Origin of the sequence: Streptomyces sp. XD-27, assembly GCF_030553055.1 — a bacterium.
Classification (GTDB): Bacteria; Actinomycetota; Actinomycetes; order Streptomycetales; family Streptomycetaceae; genus Streptomyces.
The window spans coordinates 5176939-5195762 of sequence record NZ_CP130713.1 but is presented as its reverse complement, the minus strand read 5'-3'; the positions used below and the strand labels follow the sequence as shown (position 1 = coordinate 5195762).

Below are 18824 nucleotides of genomic sequence, written 5' to 3'. Positions count from 1 at the left end.
CGCCGCGCCGGGCCCGGTCGCCCCGTCGGCCGCCGCGGGCGCGGGAGCCGCCGGTCCCACCCGGCCGGACGCCGGGCCGCCGTCACCGCCCGTCGCGTCGCCCTTGCGGTCGAGGCGTTCGGCGAGCCGTGTGAGACCGCCCCCAGCCTGCCGACCAACCTTGGCAATCTGGACATTTCTCTTCCCCTACCCCCATCCCCCTCGGCCGTCGGAGAAACGTTACCGGAGGACACACGAAGCCCCCGGCCGAAAAGGGTCGGGGGCTTCGCGAAGTCTGCTGTGGGCCTGGCCTAGTACCAGTTGTTGGCCTGCCAGAAGCCCCAGGCGCCACACGGGCTGCCGTAGCGCTCGTTCATGTAGTTCAGGCCCCACTTGATCTGGGTGGCCGGGTTGGTCTGCCAGTCGGCTCCGGCGGATGCCATCTTGGAGCCGGGCAGCGCCTGCACCAGGCCGTAAGCCCCCGACGAGGGGTTGGAGGCCCGGTAGTTCCAGCTGCTCTCGTGATTCACTATGTTGCTGAAGCACTGGAACTGGTCGCCGGGAACCATCTGCCGGGCCATGGCCTGGACCTCGGCGACGGTGTACGAAGTTTGCGGCGTGAAGCTGTCGGCGTCACGGGTCGCGGAGCGGCTCGCGGCCTCCTCCGCCTTCTTCTTCTCGCGCTCCTTGGCGAGCTTCTCGGCGGCCTCCTTGTCGGCGGCCTCCTTCTTCGCCTTGGCGTCCTCCGCGGCCTGCTTGCGCGCGGACTCCTCGGCGGACTTCCGCGCCTCGGTGTCGGCGGCGGTGGACTGGATGTCCGCCTGCTGTGCCAGGGAGGTCTGCACCTGGGCCTGCTGCCCGGTGGGTATCTCAGCGAGGAGTGACGCGTCGGCGGCGGTCGCCTCGACCGGGTCGGACGAGCTCTGCTCGCCGCCCGCGGCGACACCGACAACGGCGCCGACAGTGGTGACCGCGGTGGCCGAGGCCACTGCGAATCCCCGGACCGAAATCCGGCTCACACGGTTTCCTTCCAGCGTCGCCCGCTTAGGTGACCTCGCGGACGCAATCGTGCCCCTGGCGCTGGCTTCCTCTTGTTCCGGTCCCCCGGATGGAGCGTCGGGGGCGGTCAGTCACAGAAAGCACGGGCCCGGTGGGCCCTCCCTCAGGGAGGTCCGCATGGTGCTCGGGCGGCATACGGCGAACTCTGTTCAGTTCTGGTTCTGCTGTGGTTCCGCACCCCTGGAGGTGTGGAAGTGCCGTATGCGGGGCCTGACAGGACCCACACCCTGCCGGATGGCGACGCCCTGAGGCAATTCTCCGCTGCGTGGGAAAGCTCACACCCCGTTTACGCCAGCGGGTTTCCGGAAAGTTCGGCGCAGCAAGGCGCCGCGCGGCTAAGCTACTTGGCCCTCCGCGCGGCGCCTACCGTCTCCAACTGCCTCAGATGTGGGCGTCCTCCAGCATTTCGGTCACCAGCGCCGCGATCGGCGAGCGCTCGGAGCGGTTGAGCGTGACGTGCGCGAAGAGGGGGTGCCCCTTCAACTTCTCGACCACCGCCACCACTCCGTCGTACCGGCCGACCCTGAGGTTGTCGCGCTGGGCGACGTCATGAGTCAGTACGACACGGGAATTGGCCCCGATACGGGACAGAACAGTCAGCAGCACGTTGCGTTCGAGTGACTGCGCCTCGTCGACGATCACGAACGCGTCGTGCAGCGAACGACCGCGGATGTGGGTGAGCGGCAGCACCTCCAGCATGCCGCGGCCCACCACCTCCTCGATGACGTCCGCCGTGGTGACCGCGGAGAGGGTGTCGAAGACCGCCTGCGCCCACGGGCTCATCTTCTCGGCCTCGGTGCCCGGCAGATAGCCCAGTTCCTGGCCGCCGACCGCGTACAGCGGGCGGAAGATCATCACCTTGCGGTGCTGCCGCCGCTCCAGTACGGCCTCGAGACCGGCGCAGAGCGCGAGCGCCGACTTGCCCGTGCCGGCCCGGCCGCCCATCGACACGATCCCGATGTCCGGATCCAGCAGCAGGTCCAGCGCGATGCGCTGCTCCGCGCTGCGCCCGTGGATGCCGAACGCCTCCCGGTCACCGCGCACCAGCCGCACCTGCCCGTCGGCGGTGACCCGGCCGAGCGCCTTGCCGCGCTCGGACTGGAGCACCAGGCCGGTGTGCACGGGCAGTCCGGCCGCCTCGGGGACCAACCCGGTCTCGGTCGCGAAGAGGTCGTCCACCTGGTCGGCGGTGACCGCCAGTTCGGCCATGCCGGTCCAGCCGGAGTCGGTGACGGCCAGCTCCGCGCGGTACTCCTCGGCGAGCAGCCCCACCGAGGACGCCTTGATGCGCAGGGGCAGGTCCTTGGAGACGACCGTGACGTCGTACCCCTCGGCCTGGAGGTTTCTGGCCACCGCGAGGATCCGCGAGTCGTTGTCCCCCGGGCGGCCGCCATGGTTCAGGAAGGCCGCGGGAAGGACGCCCGGGTCGGAGTGGTTGAGCTCGACGCGCAGGGTGCCGCCGAGATCGCCGATCGGGATGGGGGCGTCGAGGCGGCCGAAGCGGACGCGGTACTCGTCCAGCAGGCGCAGGGCCTGCCGGGCGAAGTAGCCCAGCTCCGGGTGGTGCCTCTTGGCCTCCAGCTCCGTGACCACGACGACCGGGAGCACGACCTCGTGCTCGTCGAAGCGGACCATGGCGTTCGGGTCGGCCAGCAGGACGCTGGTGTCGAGGACATAGGTGCGCCGGTCGTGCTCACGGCGCTTCGTGCTGGTCACCACGGGTGGACGGACCCCCTCGGGAGAGGTGCGCGACGACGTCGCGGGGGAATGGACCGGGCCTTGGCCCTACGAGGGCCGGGCACCGGCCCTCCGCGCATCCGCACGATCCGCACTGTCGCGACGTCTGCAAAGGGCCTCCCGGGCGGACGGCCCCATGCCGCCCGCTGGCAGTTCGACGCCCAGTGGACCGTGCATGCGGGCCTCGACCTGACGGGGGTATTCCCTCGAACGCTCGCCGCCATGCACTGGCATATGACGCGTGTGAAAATCCAGCCCGTTCAAGGTATCCCAAGGGGGGACACGAGGAGTCTTTTCGGTTAACCGGGACCGAACTCCGCGTAAGGGAGGCGCTAGTTGCCGTACCGCCGGTGCCGGGCCGCGTAGTCGCGCAGCGCGCGCAGGAAGTCGACCTTGCGGAACGCGGGCCAGAAGACCTCGCAGAAGTAGTACTCGGAATGCGCGCTCTGCCACAGCATGAAGCCGGACAGGCGCTGTTCACCGCTGGTACGGATGACCAGGTCGGGGTCGGGCTGGCCGCGGGTGTAGAGGTGCTCGGAGATCAGGTCGATGTCGACGATCTCGGCGAGCTCCTCGAAGGTGGTGCCCTTGTGCGCGTGGTCCAGCAGCAGGGACCGCACGGCGTCGGCGATCTCCTGCCGACCGCCGTAGCCCACGGCCACGTTGACCAATATGCCGCCTATGTGGTCGGTCGCCTGCTCGGCTTCCTTGAGCACCCGCTGGGTGTGGTCGGGCAGCAGGTCCATCGTGCCGACGTGGTGCACGCGCCAGCGGCCGTCCGCCGCCAGGTTCCGGACCGTGTCCTCGATGATGCCCAGCAGCGGGTTGAGCTGCTCCTCCGGCCGGTTGAGGTTGTCGGTGGACAGCATCCAGAGGGTGACGACCTCGACGTCCGTCTCCGCGCACCAGCCCAGCAGGTCGTGGATCTTGTCGGCGCCGGCCTGGTGGCCCTGCTCCAGGGTGCGGCCGTCGGCCCGCGCCCAGCGGCGGTTTCCGTCGAGGATGACGCCGATGTGCTTGGGCACCTGGTCGTGGTCGAGGCGGCCCTCCACCCGGCGCGCGTAGAGCCCGTACACCAGGTCGCGCAACTTCACGTCTTCCAGCCCCTCCGTGCCTCACCATGGCGGTCGCCCCAAGGGCGACACCCTACTGCGGGGGCGGGCGCGGTGGCGAACCCCTGACGTCGCGACGTTATAGCGTCCCTACGACAGCCACTCGAACAGGATTCCGCCGTGAACGACACGACCTCCCCCTACCAGGCCGCCGCCGCCCGCTACGACAGCATGCCGTACCGGCGCAGCGGGCGCAGCGGTCTGAAGCTGCCCGCGATCTCGCTCGGCCTGTGGCACAACTTCGGCGACGACCGCACCCTGACCTCGCAGCGCGCCATCCTGCGCCGCGCCTTCGACCTGGGCGTGACCCACTTCGATCTGGCCAACAACTACGGCCCGCCGCCCGGCTCCGCCGAGCTGAACTTCGGCACGCTCCTCGCGCAGGATTTCCGCCCGTATCGGGACGAAATGGTGATTTCCACCAAGGCCGGCTATCTGATGCACCCGGGCCCCTACGGGGAGTGGGGCTCGCGGAAGTACCTGCTGTCCTCCCTCGACGCCTCGCTGAAGCGGATGGGCGTGGACTACGTGGACATCTTCTACTCGCACCGCTTCGATCCGCACACGCCACTGGAGGAGACGATGGGCGCGCTCGCGTCCGCCGTCCAGCAGGGCAAGGCGCTGTACGTGGGCGTCTCCTCGTACAAGGCGAGCCAGACCCGCGAGGCGGCCCGGCTGCTGCGGGAGATGGGCGTGCCCGCGCTGATCCACCAGCCGTCGTACTCGATGCTCAACCGCTGGATCGAGGACGACGCGCTGCTGGACACGCTCCAGGCGCAGGGCATGGGGTGCATCGCGTTCGCGCCGCTGGCCCAGGGCCTGCTGACCGACAAGTACCTCGACGGCGTGCCGGCCGGTTCGCGCGCGGCGCAGGGCAAGTCGCTGGACCCGGGGCTGCTGACGGACGAGAACGTGCGGCGACTGCGCGGCCTGAACGAGATCGCGCGGCGGCGCGGCCAGTCGCTGGCCCAGCTCGCGCTCACCTGGGTGCTGCGCGACGAGCGGATGACCTCGGCACTGATCGGCGCGTCCAGCGTGGCCCAGCTGGAGGCGAACGTGGCCGCGCTGGGTGGTCCGGAGCTGACCGGCGAGGAGCTGGCGGAGATCGACGCGTTCGCGACGACGACGGAGGGTGTGAACATCTGGGCCCGCCGCGGCTGAGGCTGAGACTCAGCCGCGGACGGTGACGCCGAACCGGGTCCGCATCCGGTGCAGCTCCCACAGCGAGACGGCGGTCACCGAGAGCGGGCCGCCGAGCAGGGAGCTGAGCTGGACCGGCGGCGGACCCTCCGGCATGCCTTTGACGGCCAGGTTGAAGATCGCGAGCGCCCACACCAGGACGCCGGTGACCACAGCGGGCAGCATCGGGTGGACGTGGGCGGTGTTGAAGGCGCTGCGGGCGGAGTACAGCGACGCCAGGAGGAGGAAGGGCAGCCCCCACACCACCACGACCAGCACCACGACCGCCGCCAGCCCGGCCTGCCAGCCGTCCAGGCCCTTGAAGAGTCCGGTCTGGCCCGCCAGGTAGACGACGGTACCGAAGACGACTATGGCCAGCAGATACCAGCCGACCGCCTTCAGCGGGGCGCCGAGCCGGGAGCGGAGCCGCGGCCGGAGGTGGGGCGGCGCGTAGAGGATGAATCCGAGAATGACCAGCGGTCCGGTGCAGATCAGCAGGACCGGGGTCATGATCATGTTGCCGAAGCTGTCGTCCGCCGCGTTCTTCCAGCGGTCCTCCTCCACGCCGTAGACGTAGATCAGCGCGAGGCCGGCGAGAACGCCGAGCACAGTGCGGGCCACCTGGACCCGCTCCACGGTGCGGTCCGCGATCCGGCCGTCGCCGTCCTGGACGAAGAGCCGGGTGGCGACGCGGTGCGCGGAGCGCATGACGGCGGCGGCGATGTTGACGAGGGGTATGTGCCGCAGCGGGCTGCGGCGCCGGGGCGCGGGCCGGGGCGCCGGGGGCGGCGGGCCGTACGGATCGCCCCAGCCCTGCCCGCCCGGCCCGTTGCCGCCAGGCTGTCCGGGGCCGGGTCCCGGCCCCCATCCCCCCGATGCCATGGCTCTCTCCCCCAGATCGTTTCCGGCCACTCGACCGTGTCACGCCGTGACAGCCCGGCAGTCTAGGGCACCTTTTCCGCCAGGCAGAGGGTTCCCGCGCAATAAAGCGGGCCGGTCCGTGGGGGGATACGGACCGGCCCGAGGGGGGGCTTCCACCATAACCCTTCATAAAGAGTGCCGTGTGCACCGACAGGGGTGACCGCGCGCCGCGGGCTGACGTCAGGCGGCTCCCAGACCCCCGAGAAGCAGTCCCGCACCGGCCCCGATGATCATGAAAGGCCCGAACGCCATGGCCGTCTTACGGCCCGCTCGCCGCGTCAGCACAAGGCTTACACCGTAGAAGGAGCCGAGCAGCAGACCGGCGAAGGCGCCGAGGAAGAGCACGTCCCATCCGTACCACCCCAGGGCGGTACCCAGAGTCGGCGCCAGCTTGACGTCGCCGAACCCCATGCCGCTGGGACTGATCAGGAACAGCAGCAGATAGGCGCCGCCGAGCACCGCTCCACCGAGCAGCGCGCGGCGCCAGGACCCCGCGCTGTGCGGCAGCAGCGCGGCCAGGCCCAGCAGCACCGCGGCGCCGCCGGCCATCGGCAGGGTCAGTACGTCGGGCAGCCGGTTCACCGCTCGGTCGACCCCGGCGAGCAGCAGGCTGAGCGGTACGAGCAGCAGCCATACGCCCAGTTCGGGGCGGGGCCCGACGGCGGCGGCGAGCCCGCCGCACACGAGCGCGGCGGCGCCTGCGGTCCACGCGGCTGCCACGCCGTAGCTGCGCGCGTCGGCGGGACAGGCGCGGCAGCTGGCGAGCCCGAACCAGCCGCCCGCGGGTCCGGTGATCACGTGACCGCCGGGGCAGGTACCGCGCCAGGGCTCACCGGGCTGGACCGCGAACCGGTGCAGGGGCCGCGGCACGAGCAGCCCGGCGGCGGCTCCGTACAGGGCGGCGGCGAGGATCAGCGTGGGATGCACGGCCCGAGCCTACGGAAGCGTGCTCCCCTCCCCTGCTCCGCCCCTTCCCACAGCCCCCGGGGTTCGGGTCAGAGCCCCGACTTCGGGAAGGGTGGTATTAGAGGAATGATCCACCGGGCGTGGTCGAGCAGGAGTGGGGGCGGAATGAGACGGTGGCAGGACGGCGCGGCGGTGCTGTGGATACCGGGTCGGGCAGGGGTGCGGGTTGCGTTGGAGGTCGCCGGGTCCCGCCGGGCGCGCCGTCGCGGTCTGCTCGGCCGTGACCGGCTCGACGGCGCGCTGCTCCTCACCCCCGCGAGCGGCGTCCACACCTTCGGCATGCGGTTCGCCATCGACGTCGCCTATCTCGACCGCCGGATGACCGTGACGGCCGTACAGACCATGCGCCCCGGTCGGCTCGGCCTGCCCAGGCCGCGCTCGCGTCACGTACTGGAGGCCGAGGCGGGCGCCTTGGAGCGCTGGGGGGTGCGGCCGGGCGTACGCGTCTCCGTCCAACCGGCCTCGCCGTCCACCGCCGAGTCGGCGCTGCCGGCCACTGTCGAGACCACCCCGCCGTCCACCGCCGACACCGCCCCGCCGTCCGCCGTCGACACCGCCCTCCCGTCCAGCCGGGCCGCGAGCGCGACGGCCACCAGTGCCAACGCGGCGAGTCCGGCGCCGACCCAGGCCACCGAGGCGTAGTCGCGGCCCGTGCCGATGGCCAGGCCGCCGAGCAGGGGCGCGGCCGTGATCCCGACGTTGAAGGCCGAGGTGTTGAGCGCCCCGGCCAGCGTCGGGGCGTCGCCCGCGATGGTGAACACGCGTGCAGCGAGCGCGGGCTGGGTGAGGAAGCCGGCCAAGCCCAGGAGGAACACCAGGGTGACGGCCGTCGGCGCGCTGGTCGCGGTGAGTCCGAGCGCCGCGGAGACCGCGACCAGGCCGCTGAGCCCGATGACATGGGTGAGGTACGGGCGCGCGTCCACCATCCGCCCGCCGACGGACAGTCCGGCGAACGCGCCGAGGCCGAAGAGCGAGAGCACGGCGGGCACCCAGCCCTCCGCGATGCCGCTCGTCTCCTCCAGCAGCGCGCCGAGGTAGCCGAAGGAGGCCATCACCGCGCCGAAGCTCAGCGCGGTGGTCCCGAACGCCAGCCACAGCCGCCCCCGGCGCAGTGCGCCCAGTTCGCGGCCCAGGGCGGGCGGCGCCGCCTCGGTGCCCCGCCCGCCCGGCAGCACGGCCAGGACGGCGGTCAGGCTCAGGACGGTCAGCGCGGCCACGGCCCAGAACGCCGCGCGCCATCCGGCGTGTTGGCCCAGGAACGTGCCGGCGGGCACGCCGACGACGGTGGCCGCGCTCAGCCCGCTGGAGACGACGGCCATGGCCCGCCCCTTGGCGCCTGCGGGCGCCAGGCTCACGGCCGTGACGGCGGCCACCGCCCAGAACCCCGCGTACGCGATCGCGCTGACCACGCGGGTGGCGAGGAGCACCCCGTACCCGGGCGCGAGCGCGGCGACCACGTGGCCCGCGGCGAACACCGCCTCGAACACCACCAGGGCGGTACGGCGCGGCCAGCGCAGGGTGGCGACGGCCAGCAGCGGGGCCCCGACGATCATCCCGACGGCGAAGGCGGAGATCAGGAGCCCGGCGTCGGGGACGGAGACGCCGAGGTCGTCGGCGAGCGAGGGCAGCAGCCCGGAGAGCATGAACTCGGAGGTGCCCTGGGCGAAGATGCCCAGGCCGAGTATGTAGACGGCGACTGGCACGGATCGATCCCTCACAAGTGTTGAAACGGGCAGTGCACAAGTTTTGAAACGAGCAGTACATAACGTGGGCGCGCGGAGGCCGCCCTCCCGGCAGGAGGGTCAGGGCCCTACAGGACGGGCGAGCGGCCTAGAGCGCTGCCACCGCCGTGTCCGCGATGGCGGTCAGCTCGGCGCGCCCGGCGCCGGCCCGCGCCGACACGCGCATCCCGCCGACGCTCGCGATGACGAAGTGGGCGAGCGCGCCCGGATCCCCGCCGGACACGAGGTCGCCGTCCCGCCGCGCGGACTCGAACGCCGCCCGCAGCGCCGTGAACCGGACCTGGTAGTCGCGGCGCAGCTGCTCCGCGATCTCCGGGTCCCGGTCGGACAGCTCCACCGCGGTGTTGACGACCAGGCAGCCGCGCCCGGCGGCGGCCCAGGGGTCCGCTCCCTCCCCGCACTCCTCGTCGACGACGGCGTACAGCAGGGTGCGGACCTTCTCCCGCAGGGGCAGCTCGCTCTCCAGCAGGTCGGACAGCCACGCGTTCCTGCGCTCCATGTAGCGGGCCAGGGCGCGCCGGAAGAGGTCATGCTTGCTCTTGAAGGTGTTGTAGACGCTGCTGCGCCCCAGGCCGGTGGCGTCGCACAGGTCCTGCGTCGACGTCGCCTCGTACCCGGCGGCCCAGAACGCCTCCAGCGCGGCGTCGACCGCCCGCTCCTCGTCGAACATCCTCGGTCGGGCCATGTCGTGACCGTACCATGTTTTGGATCGATCGATACAGAATCCTTCGATGCCGAATCCTGGATCAGCCCGCGGCACCCTTCATCGGTCCACGTACCGCGGTTCACGCGCCGCGGGCGAAGCTCACCTCGACCCGGCGGTTCTTCGTGCGGCCCTGCTCGGTGGAGTTGTCCGCGATCGGGTACAGCTCCCCGTAGCCGCGGATCTCGTAACGCACCGTGGCGTCAAGGCCCTTGGCGAGCTGCCGCTGTACGGCGTCGGCGCGCTTCTTCGAGAGCGTGTCGCCGTGGGCCGAGGAGCCCAGGCTGTCGGTGAAGCCGAAGACCCGGACGTTCGTGGCGCCCTGCCGCTTGATCTCGTCGGCGATCGCCGCGATCCGCGCGGTGGCCTCGCCGCTGAGCCCGGCGCTGTCCTTGTCGAAGAGCACCTCGGCCTGGAGGGCGAACTTCACCTTCGCGTTGGTGTCCTCGCGGCGCTCCTCGCCGTCGTCCGTCTCGACGACGGACTTGATGTCGAGGACCCGTCCGGGCGCGAGGGTCGCGTCCTCCGCCAGTCGCAGATCGGGGTCGCGGGCGTCGATCCGCACCGGGGGTGTGGTGTCCGCGGGCGCGCCGGGGCCGTTGTCCGCGCGGGCGGGGGCGGGCACGGCGGTGACGAGCGCGGCGGAGACGACGGCGGACACGACGGCAGACGCGGCCGTCCCGCGGCGTGCGCGGCTCCCGGTCAGGGCCTGGGTCCTGGTCATGCCCCGCTCACCCGGCGATCTCGATGCTGATGGACGGCATGGTGGGCAACTGGAAGTCGACGCGCGTGACATCGGCGGGCGGTGACGGGAACTGCGCGAAGACGGGGCGGCTCTCGCCCGGCCTGAGATTGGCCAGACCCGTCGTACACAGGCATTCGCCGTCCGTGTCCCGCAGGATCAGGTAGCGCTTCTTGCCCCGCTGGTCCACCAGGGAGGCGCCCGAGATCGAGGACCGGGACTTGACGTCCGTCTCGCTGGAGCGCCACCGGGAGGCGTTGAAGGTGCGGTCGCCGTTGTTGGCCACCGCACCGCTGACGGTGACGAAGCCGCCGTCGTCACGCGTGGCCGACCGGATCGACAGCACGATGCCGTCCGGCCCCTCGGCCTCGCCGATCACCTCGCTCGACTCGTCCCCCGGCGTCCGGTCCGGCGTCTCGGCCGGTCGCTCACTGGGCCGGTGATCCTGATGTCCCGTGGCGTCGGCGGACGGCCGCGGCGTCTCCGTGCCCGCCTCGTCACCGTCCCCGTCCCCGCCGCCGCAGCCGGCCGTGGCGAACGCCATGCAGGCCGCGAGTAACGCCGCAGCCGTGCCCGTCCAGGCCCTCGTCCCGCGCCGCACGCTCATCAAATGGCTGTCCTTCGCTGCTTGTCGATCGCTGGTCAGTCGGCGAGGCTGACCCGGAACAGGTCCCTCGCCTCCGGGAAGGCGTCGGGCCGCGCGGGGTCGATGGTCAGGTCGCGGCCGTCGCACCTGAGGCCGACCTGCGGCTTCTCCTCGTCCTTGTCCTCGCCCTTGCCCCGCCGTCCTCGCCCTTGCCGTTTCCCCCGTCGCCCTTGCCCTTGTCCTTCTTGCTGGGGGCCTTCCCGTCCTCGCTCTCCTCCGGGGTCGGGAGCGTCACCGGGCCGCTGGGCGCACAGCGCGGTTCGACCACCGCCTTGGCCTTCGCCGTCGCGTGCCTGCGCTCCGTACCGGGGACCACGGACTTGCCGACGGTGTGCCGGGTCCTGACGGTCACGGTGAAGGACGCCGGCAGGTAGCCCGGTCGGCACGCGGTCACGTCCGCGTCGTTCCGGCCCGCGAACCACCGCGCGTCGTCGCACGCGCCGTCCGCCCGGACCCCTCGGCCGGCCAGGATGTCGCTCCAGTCCCGGCCGCCGGACCCGATGGCCTTCTGGAGGCTTGTCCGGAGCTGGTCGCGGTAGTTCTGGGCCGCCGCGAGCGCGGCGGCGTCGGCGGCCGTCTGCCCGCCGTTGCGGGCGGCACCGGCCTGCCCGACCGCGAAGAAGACGAGGGCGAGGAAGAGCAGTCCGGCCACCGCCGTGATGTAGATGGGGAACGCCTGCCCCGCGTCGCCGTGCCGATGGTGCGCTTTCACCCGCGGGGTCAGCCCGTGATCTTGGTGATCTGGTCGGTGATCGCGTCCGCGATCGCGGTGCCGAAGTCCGTCGTCGTCAGCACCAGAATGATCGCCACCACCACGGCGATGATGCCCAGGTACTCGATCGAGGTCTGTCCCCGGTCGTTCCCCACAACGCGCTTTCCCATCGTGTTCCCCTTCATGGGTTGCCGTCCCCCTCCGGGCCGGCTGTTCAACCCCCGTGGCGCCGCTCGCGGCACGAGAAACGTACGACGAAACACCAGTGGCGGAACAGGGCCCCCGGCGTGCCCGCACCTCTCTCACCCCCTCCCCGCGGCGGCCGACCGCTCCCCGGAGCCGCCCGGCTCCGGGGACACGGGGTGGCGCGAGGTCGACTGTGCCACACCTCGTTGCATACGCGAAGACTCTTGCTCCGACGGCAACGCTTTCGGGACCGCCGCCGTCGTGCCGAGCTGGTCGTGGTGCGCGGAGATGTGCTGGGAGTTCTCCGGCATCGTGGGGTCTCCTCTCGTACCGGGTGGTGCGTCAACCCCCCCGTGATGTTCCCCGTGACGTTCCCCGTGATGGCCCCCGTGATGTGCGTCATTCTCCCGTAACAGAGCCGAAGTCGGTGCCGGAGCCGAGGAAGAAGCCCGCGACGAGGAGGACCATCGTCCCCGGCACCATGAAGGTGGTGATGACCATCGTCGCCTTCGGTACGGCGCGGGCCGCCCGGCGCCGCGCGTTCTGCGCGTCCGTACGGCGCATGTCGTTCGCGATGGCGATGAGCGTGTCGACGATCGGCGCGCCCAGCTCCTCGCCCTGCTGGAGGGCCGTGACGAACTGGGCGACCTGTTCGGAGTCGTTGCGCTTGCGCAGTTCCTCGAAGGCCTGGCGGCGGCTGACGCCCATGTCCATCTGGCGGAGGGTGATACGCAGTTCGTCCGCCCACGGCCCCTCGTACCGCTCGGCGACCCGGTCCAGCGCCTGCCGGAAGCTCAGGCCCGCGCTGACCACGACCGCGAGCACGTCGAGGAAGTCGGGCAGCGTCCGCTCGATCGCGTCCTTCCGTTCGCGGACCGCCGCCCAGATGCCCACCTCGATCCAGAACAGCCCGAAGGCGACCATCAGGACCGCCAGCAGCAGCTGGCCCTCCGTCAGCATCACCACCGCGCCGCCGAAGCCCAGCACCCCGTACACCGCGCGGCGCGCGGCGTAGCGGTCCACGGTCAGGCCGCCGGGGTTGCCCGCGAGGTCGATCCGGCGGCGGACCCTGGCCACCCGCTTGTCGCCCATCAGCCGCAGCACCAGCGGGGCCCAGCGCATGCCCAGCCGGTCCAGCGCCGAGCCGACGGCGGTGGTGCGGGTCGCGCCGACCTCCAGGGCGACCGCGAGGTCGGGCGGCAGCTTGGCCTCGCTGCGGCACAGCGCGACGCCGTAGGCGATGCCCGCCACGGACAGGCCCATGGCCAGCGCGAGAAGGAAGCCCAGTCCCGTCATCGGTCCGTCGTCCCCCTGCCCCTACACATCGATCTTCGACAGCCGGCGGATGAGGAAGAACCCCAGCCCGTACAGCGCGAAGGCCACGACCACCGCCGCCTGGCCCCAGAAGTCCGACGTCATGCGCTCGATGGAGCCGGGCGCGATCTTGTCCATCAGCAGCAGGGTGCCCACACCCATCAGCGGGACGACGTAGGCGGTGACGGTGACCTGGGAGAGCTGGGTGCGGACCTCGCGGCGGGTCTCCTTGCGCTCCTCCAGGGTCTGGGTGAGGTTGCGCAGCGAGGAGACGACGGTGCCGCCCGCGCGGTTGGACAGCACCAAGGTGGTGACGAGGACGACGAGTTCGCGGGAGGGCAGCCGCTCGGCGAGCTCGCCCAGCGCGTCGTCGACGGAGTGGCCGACGGCGAGCTTGGCGGCGACCTTGGCCAGCTCCTCGCCCGCCGGGGCCTCCATCTCGTCGGCCGCCATGCCCAGGGCGGTACGCAGCGCGAGCCCGGCCTGGGTGGCGTTGGCGAGGATGCGGGACAGCTCCGGAAGCTGGTTGATGAACCTCTCGATCCGCTTCTGCCGCTGCCAGTTGAGGTAGGCGAACGCCGACCAGACGGTCACGACCGCGGCGATCGGGCCGAAGAAGGCCGCGAGCGCGGCGGCGGCGACCAGCCACAGCCCGGCGGCGGCCAGCGCGGTGTACGCGACGAACTCCCCGGGAGTCAGGTCGAGCCCGGTGGCGGCCAGCCGCCGCGCCAGCCGCCGGCCGGGCCCGGTGCCGCGCAGCCACCGGTCCAGGCCGGCGAAGCGGCGCGCCGGTGCGGCCGGGGCCGGGCCGGTGTCGGACAGCCGGTCGACGAGGGCCTGGCGCTGGGCGCGCCCGGAGGCGTACAGCTGGACTCCGGCGACGGCCAGCGCGCCGCACAGCACGGTGCCGCCCAGGGTGAGGAGCGCGACGTCGGTCATACGGGCCCCCGGCGGTCGGTCCCGGTGCCGCGGGTGGTCAGCTGGGCCGGGGAGGCGGCGACGCCGAAGGCGGGCGGGACGGGCTCGCCCGCCAGGCGCAGCCGGGTCGCGGCCCGTTCGGAGAGCGGGAAGTGCCCGAAACGGCCGTGTACGACCCGGTCGGCGCCGATCGGCTGGGTCTCGAAACGGCAGACGGTGGTGATCCGGTACTCCTCGTGGCCGTGGCTGTCGAGCAGCGCGATCTCGCTCACCTTGCGGGAGCCGTCGGCGTGCCGGGCGAGCTGGACGACGCAGTCGACGGCGCTGTTGATCTGGTCGCGCAGCGCCTCGTACGGCACGGCGACCTCGGACATGGAGGCCAGCGTCTGCAGCCGCATCAGCGCGTCCTCGGCGCTGTTGGCGTGCACGGTGGCCAACGACCCGTCGTGGCCGGTGGACATGGCCTGGAGCATGTCGAGGGTCTCGCCGCCGCGCACCTCGCCGACGATGATGCGGTCCGGCCGCATGCGCAGCGAGTTGCGTACGAGGTCGCGGATGGTGATCCGCCCCTTGCCCTCGACGTTGGGCGGCCGGGACTCCAGCCGGACCACGTGGGCCTGCTGGAGCTGGAGTTCGGCGGCGTCCTCGACGGTGATGATCCGCTCCCCCTCGGGGATGAGCCCCGACAGGGCGTTGAGCAGGGTGGTCTTGCCGGAGCCGGTGGGCCCGGAGACCAGGACGTTGAACTTGGCCCGCACCAGCGCGGCCAGCAGCAGCGTCATCTGCTCGTCGAGCGTGCCCATCCCGATCAGCTCGCCGAGCGTGTAGGCGCGCGGGAAGCGGCGGATGGTGAGGGTGGCGCCGGTCAGGGAGAGCGGCGGGATGATGACGTTGACGCGCTCGCCGCTGGGCAGCCGGGCGTCCACCATCGGATTCGACTCGTCCACCCGCCGGTTGACGGTGGAGACGATGCGTTCGATGGTCTGCATCAGCTGCTCCTCGGACGCGAAGCGCACGGGCACCAGCTCGACGCGGCCCGCCCGCTCCACGAAGATCTGGTCCGGCCCGTTGACCATGATCTCGGTGATGGAGGCGTCTTCGAGGAGCGGTTCGAGGACGCCGAGGCCCAGCGCCTCGTCCACGACCCGACGGATGAGCCGGTCGCGCTCGGCGGTGGACAGCACCGGGCCCTCGCGGCTGATGATGTGGCCGAGGACGCGCTCCAGCCGGGTGCGCCGCTCGGCGGCAGCCAGCGAGGACATCTCGGCGAGGTCGATCTCCTCCAGCAGCTTGGTGCGGTAGACGGCGACCAGGTGGCCGTCCTGACGGCCCTCGGCCGGGGACTCGGGCGCGGCGATCCGCGCACGGAGGCTCATGGGCGGCTCCGTTCGAGGGCCGGGCCCGGCTCCGGGTCCGAGCCGTTGGCGCGGCTGTTGTGGGCGTAGCCGTCGACCGTTCCGTTCGACGGGGTGGACGCGTCGTTCGTGTCGGGCGTGCGCGGCATGACGGCGGTGCGCTGGGCGGTGCCGAAGTCCAGGCCCGGGATGACCGAGGGGATCTTCACGCGCGCGGTGACGCGGGCCTCGTCGCCGCCTTCGCTGACGCGGAAAGACGCCTCGTCGGCGAGCCACCCGCTGATCGCCGCCCGCCCCGCCCCCTCCGGGCTGGCCGCCGCCTCGTCCGACGACGCCGTACGAGCCGCCGCCCGGGCCCCGGTACCGGCTTGCTGAGCGGCGTACGCGGCGAGTCCCAACTGCACGGCGCCGAGCGCGACGGCGAGCAGGATCGGCAGGAAGCCGATGAACTCGATGGAGACGATGCCGCGGTCGGACCGGGGGCGCCGGGTGCGGCGAGTGCCGCAGGTGCCCCGCGCCGGGCCTGCTTCCCCCACCCCGCCCGTCCCCGCAACCAGGGGCTCCGCCCCTGGACTCCGGAGCGGGTCCGCCGCAGGCGCGGCGAGGTCTGTCGCGCGGGCCGGTTCCGGGCGCGGCACTCGCGCCAGGTCCGCGCTCCGCCCTTGCGTGTTCACCGGTCCCGCGCCTCCTCCACCGCGCCCGCGGTGCCCGTCACGCTCCATGGGAAGTCGACGGCGCCGGGGACGAGGACGGGGACCTTCACCGTGACCTTCGCCTTCCACAGGCCGGCGCCGGACGGGCCACAGGAGGCGGTGCCGTGCCAGGCGCTGGGCAGGTCCTCGGTCGCGGCGGCCTGGCACTCGGCCGCGCCACCGTCGGCGGCGGCCCCGGCGCGCGCTCCCCGGTCGGCTGCGTGGCCCGCCAGCGAGAACGTATAGCCGACCAGGACGAACTGCCAGACGAGGGCGAGCACGGTCAGGATCAGCGGGAGCATGCCGACGAACTCGACGGTGACCTGGCCGCGGTCGCCGCCGCGGCGGCGGCCGACCCGTGTCGTGGGCACCTCGGTGAGCGCACCGGGCCCGGTGTCCGGCCCGGTGCCTGTGTCCGTGCCCGGACCGGCGCCCGGAGCGGCGCCTTGGCCGCCGCCTTGGCCAGTGCCCGGCCCCGTGCCTGACCCCGCGCCTTGACCAGCGCCTGGCCCCGTGCTCATGCCCGCGCCTGGCCCCGTGTTCATGCCCGCGCCTTGACCAGCGCCTGGCCTCGTGCTCATGCCCGCGCCTTGACCAGCGCCTGGGCCCGCTCCCGGGACCGGGACCGGGCCTGCGCCCGCTCCTGTTCCCGTGCCCTGTACCGTGCCCGGCCCCCCGGTCGCCGGCCCCTTCCCGTTCCCTGTCCCCCTGCTCTCGGCCCGGCCCCCGCCCGACCCCGCAGCATCCCCGAACCCGAACCCGAACCCGAACCCGAACCCCAATCCGTACCCGTGCCCGTGCCCGTACCCGCGTCCCGCCCCGCCGGCAGGGCGCGGCGGCGGCGCAGCCCCGGCAGGCCCGGGAGCACGCGGTCGCCCGCGCCCGCCGGGCCTGCGCCCCGGTGTGCGGCCCGGCGGCCGCCGTCGTCGGTGGGCTCGGCCAGGCCCAGTTCCCCGGCCAGCGTCCACAGGGCCTGGCGGACCGCCGACTTGGCTTCGAGGTCCTGCATCCGGCCCGAGTCGACGGCCGGTTGCAGGTCCTTGAACGCGGCGGGTACGGCGGTACGGGCCGCCCGCGTGCCGGTGGCCCGCGCCACGAGCTGCGGCTGGATCTCGGCGCCGCGCGTGTGCCGGTTGACCACGGTCACGGTCTGGTCGGCCTTGCGGATCTGGAGCCGGTCCCAGAGCCGGACCATCCGCTTGGCGGCGCGCACCGCCACCACGTCCGGGGTGGTCACCAGCAGCGCGGTGTCGGCGGTCTCGATGACGGCCGCGCCCGCCGAGGTGATCTGCGTACCGCAGTCCACGACCACGATCTCGAAGCGGCCGCGCAGCGCGCCGAGGATCTGCCGGGCCGCGCCGTCCGTCACCTCCTCGCCGCGCTCACCGTCGCCGGGCGCGAGCAGCAGCCCGAGCCCGGTGTCGTGGCTGAACACGGCCTCCTGGAGGACCCGGGGGGTGATGTCGCCGACCTGCGCCAGGTCGGCGATGGACCGGCGGAACTGGACGTCGAGGTAGGAGGCGACGTCGCCGGACTGGAGGTCCATGTCGACCAGCGCCACGGTCCGCCCGGCGGCGCACGCGGCCAGCGCGAGTTGCACCGCCGTGACGGTCGTGCCGACGCCGCCCTTGGCGCCGGTGACGGCGAGCAGATGGCCGCCGGGCCCGGCCGCGGGCCCCTCGCCGCCGTAGCCCCCGTGGCTCCCGTGGCCGCCGAGATGGCGCCGTACCCCGGTCGCCCACTGGGCGGCGGCCTGGACGCGGGCGGCCAGTTCGTCGTACGTCAGCGGCAGCGCGGCGACCCCACGGGCCCCGGCGTCCATCGCGGCGGCGTACAGCGCGGGCCCGGCGTCGCCGGTCATCAGCACCACGCCGACGGCCGGGAAGCGCAGCGCGACCTCGCGGATCAGCTCCAGCGCGGGCGTGGAGCCGATGCGTTCGTGGACGAGGACGACCTCGGGCAGCTCCGCGACGGAGGCGGCGGCGAGCCCGGCGAGGGCGTCCAGCAGCCGGGCGGAGTCGCCGACGGGGGCGAGCGGTTCGACGCCGGGCAGTTGTCCGAGCAGCCCGCCGACCGCGCGGGCGGCGTCCGGGTCGCCGACGGCGGGGAGGGTTCTGATGGTCACCGTGTCCCCCGCCTTCACTTGTCGCCGTCGAGGGTGTACGTGCGGTCCTTCGGGGCGACGGCGGTGCCGCCGCCGGGCGCGACGAGGGCCAGCCGCACGTGCGCGGCGAAGGACTCCGCGTACGCCACGCGCTGGGCGTCGCGGGTGTCGAGGGCGAACGTGATCGGCACGGCCTCGCCGACCCGCCGCCGGTCGTCCTCGTCCGGTTCCAGGGCGGTGAGCTTGCCGACGTCGATGACCTTGGCGTCGGCGACGATCAGCTTCGAGACGGACTTCTCGCCCTCCGCCCGGCCCTCGAAGGTGGCGTAGATGTTGACCCGCGCGCCGGGGGTGATCTTGCCGGCGACGCCGGTGGAGGCGTCGATCATGATGGCGATCTCCTGCTGGCCGGGGGCGATCGCGGGCCGGTCCACGATCATGTCCGACTGGAGCAGCGAGCCCGCGCGCAGCGGGGTGACGGCTATCTTGCCGCGGACGTCGGCCAGATCGGTGACGGCGGTCTTCGGCAGCCATCGCTCGGGCATGGAGACCTTCCGGAACTGCCCCGCGTCCAGGGTCCGGTAGGCCGGTACGTCCGTCCTGAGTTCGTACGCCGTGGTCTCGGGGCCGACCTTGGACTCGACGTCGTCGATGACCGAGAGCACTCCGGCGAACGCGCCGGCGGCACACAGGACCGACAGGAGCAGCAGGATGACTCCGCGGCGCTGGCGAACATTCATGGACGGGCAACCTCGTT

Annotated in this window: 19 protein-coding genes and 1 pseudogene; 2 read left to right on the top strand and 18 right to left on the bottom strand. The window is 72.6% G+C overall.

What is annotated here, in order from left to right; genetic code table 11:
* Positions 1–290: 290 nt before the first annotated feature.
* From Q3Y56_RS22555 to Q3Y56_RS22545, 3 genes are all read right to left on the bottom strand, one after another.
* Entirely contained in the window at positions 291–998 is a 708-nt protein-coding gene (locus Q3Y56_RS22555; RefSeq protein WP_304463664.1) for a transglycosylase SLT domain-containing protein, read from the bottom strand.
* Between the two features lie 421 nt (positions 999–1419).
* On the bottom strand, positions 1420–2757 hold the full coding sequence (locus Q3Y56_RS22550) for a PhoH family protein (RefSeq protein ID WP_304463663.1): 1338 nt from the start codon (positions 2755–2757) through the stop codon (positions 1420–1422).
* A gap of 350 nt (positions 2758–3107) precedes the next feature.
* On the bottom strand, positions 3108–3869 hold the full coding sequence (locus Q3Y56_RS22545; RefSeq protein ID WP_304463662.1) for an isoprenyl transferase: 762 nt from the start codon (positions 3867–3869) through the stop codon (positions 3108–3110).
* A 138-nt stretch (positions 3870–4007) separates the two neighbouring features.
* On the opposite strand from Q3Y56_RS22545, the gene mgrA reads away from it, so the two are divergent.
* A complete protein-coding gene (gene mgrA / locus Q3Y56_RS22540) occupies positions 4008–5048 on the top strand; it encodes an L-glyceraldehyde 3-phosphate reductase (RefSeq protein WP_304463661.1) in 1041 nt (346 codons plus the stop codon).
* Positions 5049–5057: 9 nt separating this feature from the next.
* Here the strand turns inward: mgrA and Q3Y56_RS22535 are convergent, their stop codons facing one another.
* The gene (locus Q3Y56_RS22535) at positions 5058–5948 is read right to left on the bottom strand and encodes a hypothetical protein (protein ID WP_304463660.1); all 891 of its coding nucleotides are present in this window, start codon (positions 5946–5948) and stop codon (positions 5058–5060) included.
* 219 nt (positions 5949–6167) lie between these two features.
* On the bottom strand, positions 6168–6914 hold the full coding sequence (locus tag Q3Y56_RS22530) for an A24 family peptidase (RefSeq protein ID WP_304463659.1): 747 nt from the start codon (positions 6912–6914) through the stop codon (positions 6168–6170).
* Between the two features lie 144 nt (positions 6915–7058).
* Between Q3Y56_RS22530 and Q3Y56_RS22525 the strand changes: the two are divergent.
* Positions 7059–7409 (top strand): annotated as a pseudogene (locus Q3Y56_RS22525) (DUF192 domain-containing protein); the annotation flags it as partial.
* Here Q3Y56_RS22525 and Q3Y56_RS22520 read toward each other — a convergent pair.
* The 13 genes from Q3Y56_RS22520 to cpaB all read right to left on the bottom strand — a co-directional run bounded on the left by Q3Y56_RS22520 (position 7337) and on the right by cpaB (position 18807).
* Positions 7337–8656, bottom strand: coding sequence for a Cmx/CmrA family chloramphenicol efflux MFS transporter (locus Q3Y56_RS22520; RefSeq protein ID WP_304463658.1), 1320 nt, complete (start codon positions 8654–8656; stop codon positions 7337–7339). The pseudogene Q3Y56_RS22525 and the gene Q3Y56_RS22520 overlap by 73 nt on opposite strands.
* A gap of 127 nt (positions 8657–8783) precedes the next feature.
* Positions 8784–9380, bottom strand: coding sequence for a TetR/AcrR family transcriptional regulator (locus Q3Y56_RS22515; RefSeq protein ID WP_304463657.1), 597 nt, complete (start codon positions 9378–9380; stop codon positions 8784–8786).
* Between the two features lie 100 nt (positions 9381–9480).
* Complete coding sequence (locus Q3Y56_RS22510) at positions 9481–10122, bottom strand: OmpA family protein (protein ID WP_304463656.1); 642 nt, start codon at positions 10120–10122, stop codon at positions 9481–9483.
* 7 nt (positions 10123–10129) lie between these two features.
* Positions 10130–10747 (bottom strand): hypothetical protein, encoded by a 618-nt coding sequence (locus Q3Y56_RS22505; protein WP_304463655.1) that lies wholly within the window; start codon positions 10745–10747, stop codon positions 10130–10132.
* Positions 10748–10853: 106 nt separating this feature from the next.
* Positions 10854–11498 carry a pilus assembly protein TadG-related protein gene (locus Q3Y56_RS22500; protein ID WP_304463654.1) on the bottom strand — a complete coding sequence of 215 codons (645 nt, stop codon included), beginning with the start codon at positions 11496–11498 and terminating at the stop codon, positions 10854–10856.
* Between the two features lie 8 nt (positions 11499–11506).
* A complete protein-coding gene (locus Q3Y56_RS22495; protein ID WP_304463653.1) occupies positions 11507–11668 on the bottom strand; it encodes a Flp family type IVb pilin in 162 nt (53 codons plus the stop codon).
* Between the two features lie 415 nt (positions 11669–12083).
* Positions 12084–12980 (bottom strand): DUF5936 domain-containing protein, encoded by an 897-nt coding sequence (locus Q3Y56_RS22490; RefSeq protein ID WP_304463652.1) that lies wholly within the window; start codon positions 12978–12980, stop codon positions 12084–12086.
* 21 nt (positions 12981–13001) lie between these two features.
* Positions 13002–13937 (bottom strand): type II secretion system F family protein, encoded by a 936-nt coding sequence (locus Q3Y56_RS22485; RefSeq protein WP_304463651.1) that lies wholly within the window; start codon positions 13935–13937, stop codon positions 13002–13004.
* Positions 13934–15292, bottom strand: a complete 1359-nt coding sequence (locus Q3Y56_RS22480) for a CpaF family protein (RefSeq protein WP_304463650.1) — start codon at positions 15290–15292, stop codon at positions 13934–13936. The genes Q3Y56_RS22485 and Q3Y56_RS22480 overlap by 4 nt, the downstream gene beginning before the upstream one ends.
* On the bottom strand, positions 15289–15807 hold the full coding sequence (locus Q3Y56_RS22475) for a TadE family protein (RefSeq protein ID WP_369696778.1): 519 nt from the start codon (positions 15805–15807) through the stop codon (positions 15289–15291). The genes Q3Y56_RS22480 and Q3Y56_RS22475 overlap by 4 nt, the downstream gene beginning before the upstream one ends.
* A 134-nt stretch (positions 15808–15941) precedes the next feature.
* Positions 15942–16334 (bottom strand): TadE/TadG family type IV pilus assembly protein, encoded by a 393-nt coding sequence (locus Q3Y56_RS22470; RefSeq protein WP_304463649.1) that lies wholly within the window; start codon positions 16332–16334, stop codon positions 15942–15944.
* A 206-nt stretch (positions 16335–16540) separates the two neighbouring features.
* Positions 16541–18088: a P-loop NTPase gene (locus Q3Y56_RS22465; protein WP_304463648.1), complete on the bottom strand. Its 1548-nt coding sequence runs from the start codon at positions 18086–18088 to the stop codon at positions 16541–16543.
* 14 nt (positions 18089–18102) lie between these two features.
* A complete protein-coding gene (gene cpaB / locus Q3Y56_RS22460; protein WP_304463647.1) occupies positions 18103–18807 on the bottom strand; it encodes a Flp pilus assembly protein CpaB in 705 nt (234 codons plus the stop codon).
* Positions 18808–18824: the final 17 nt, after the last annotated feature.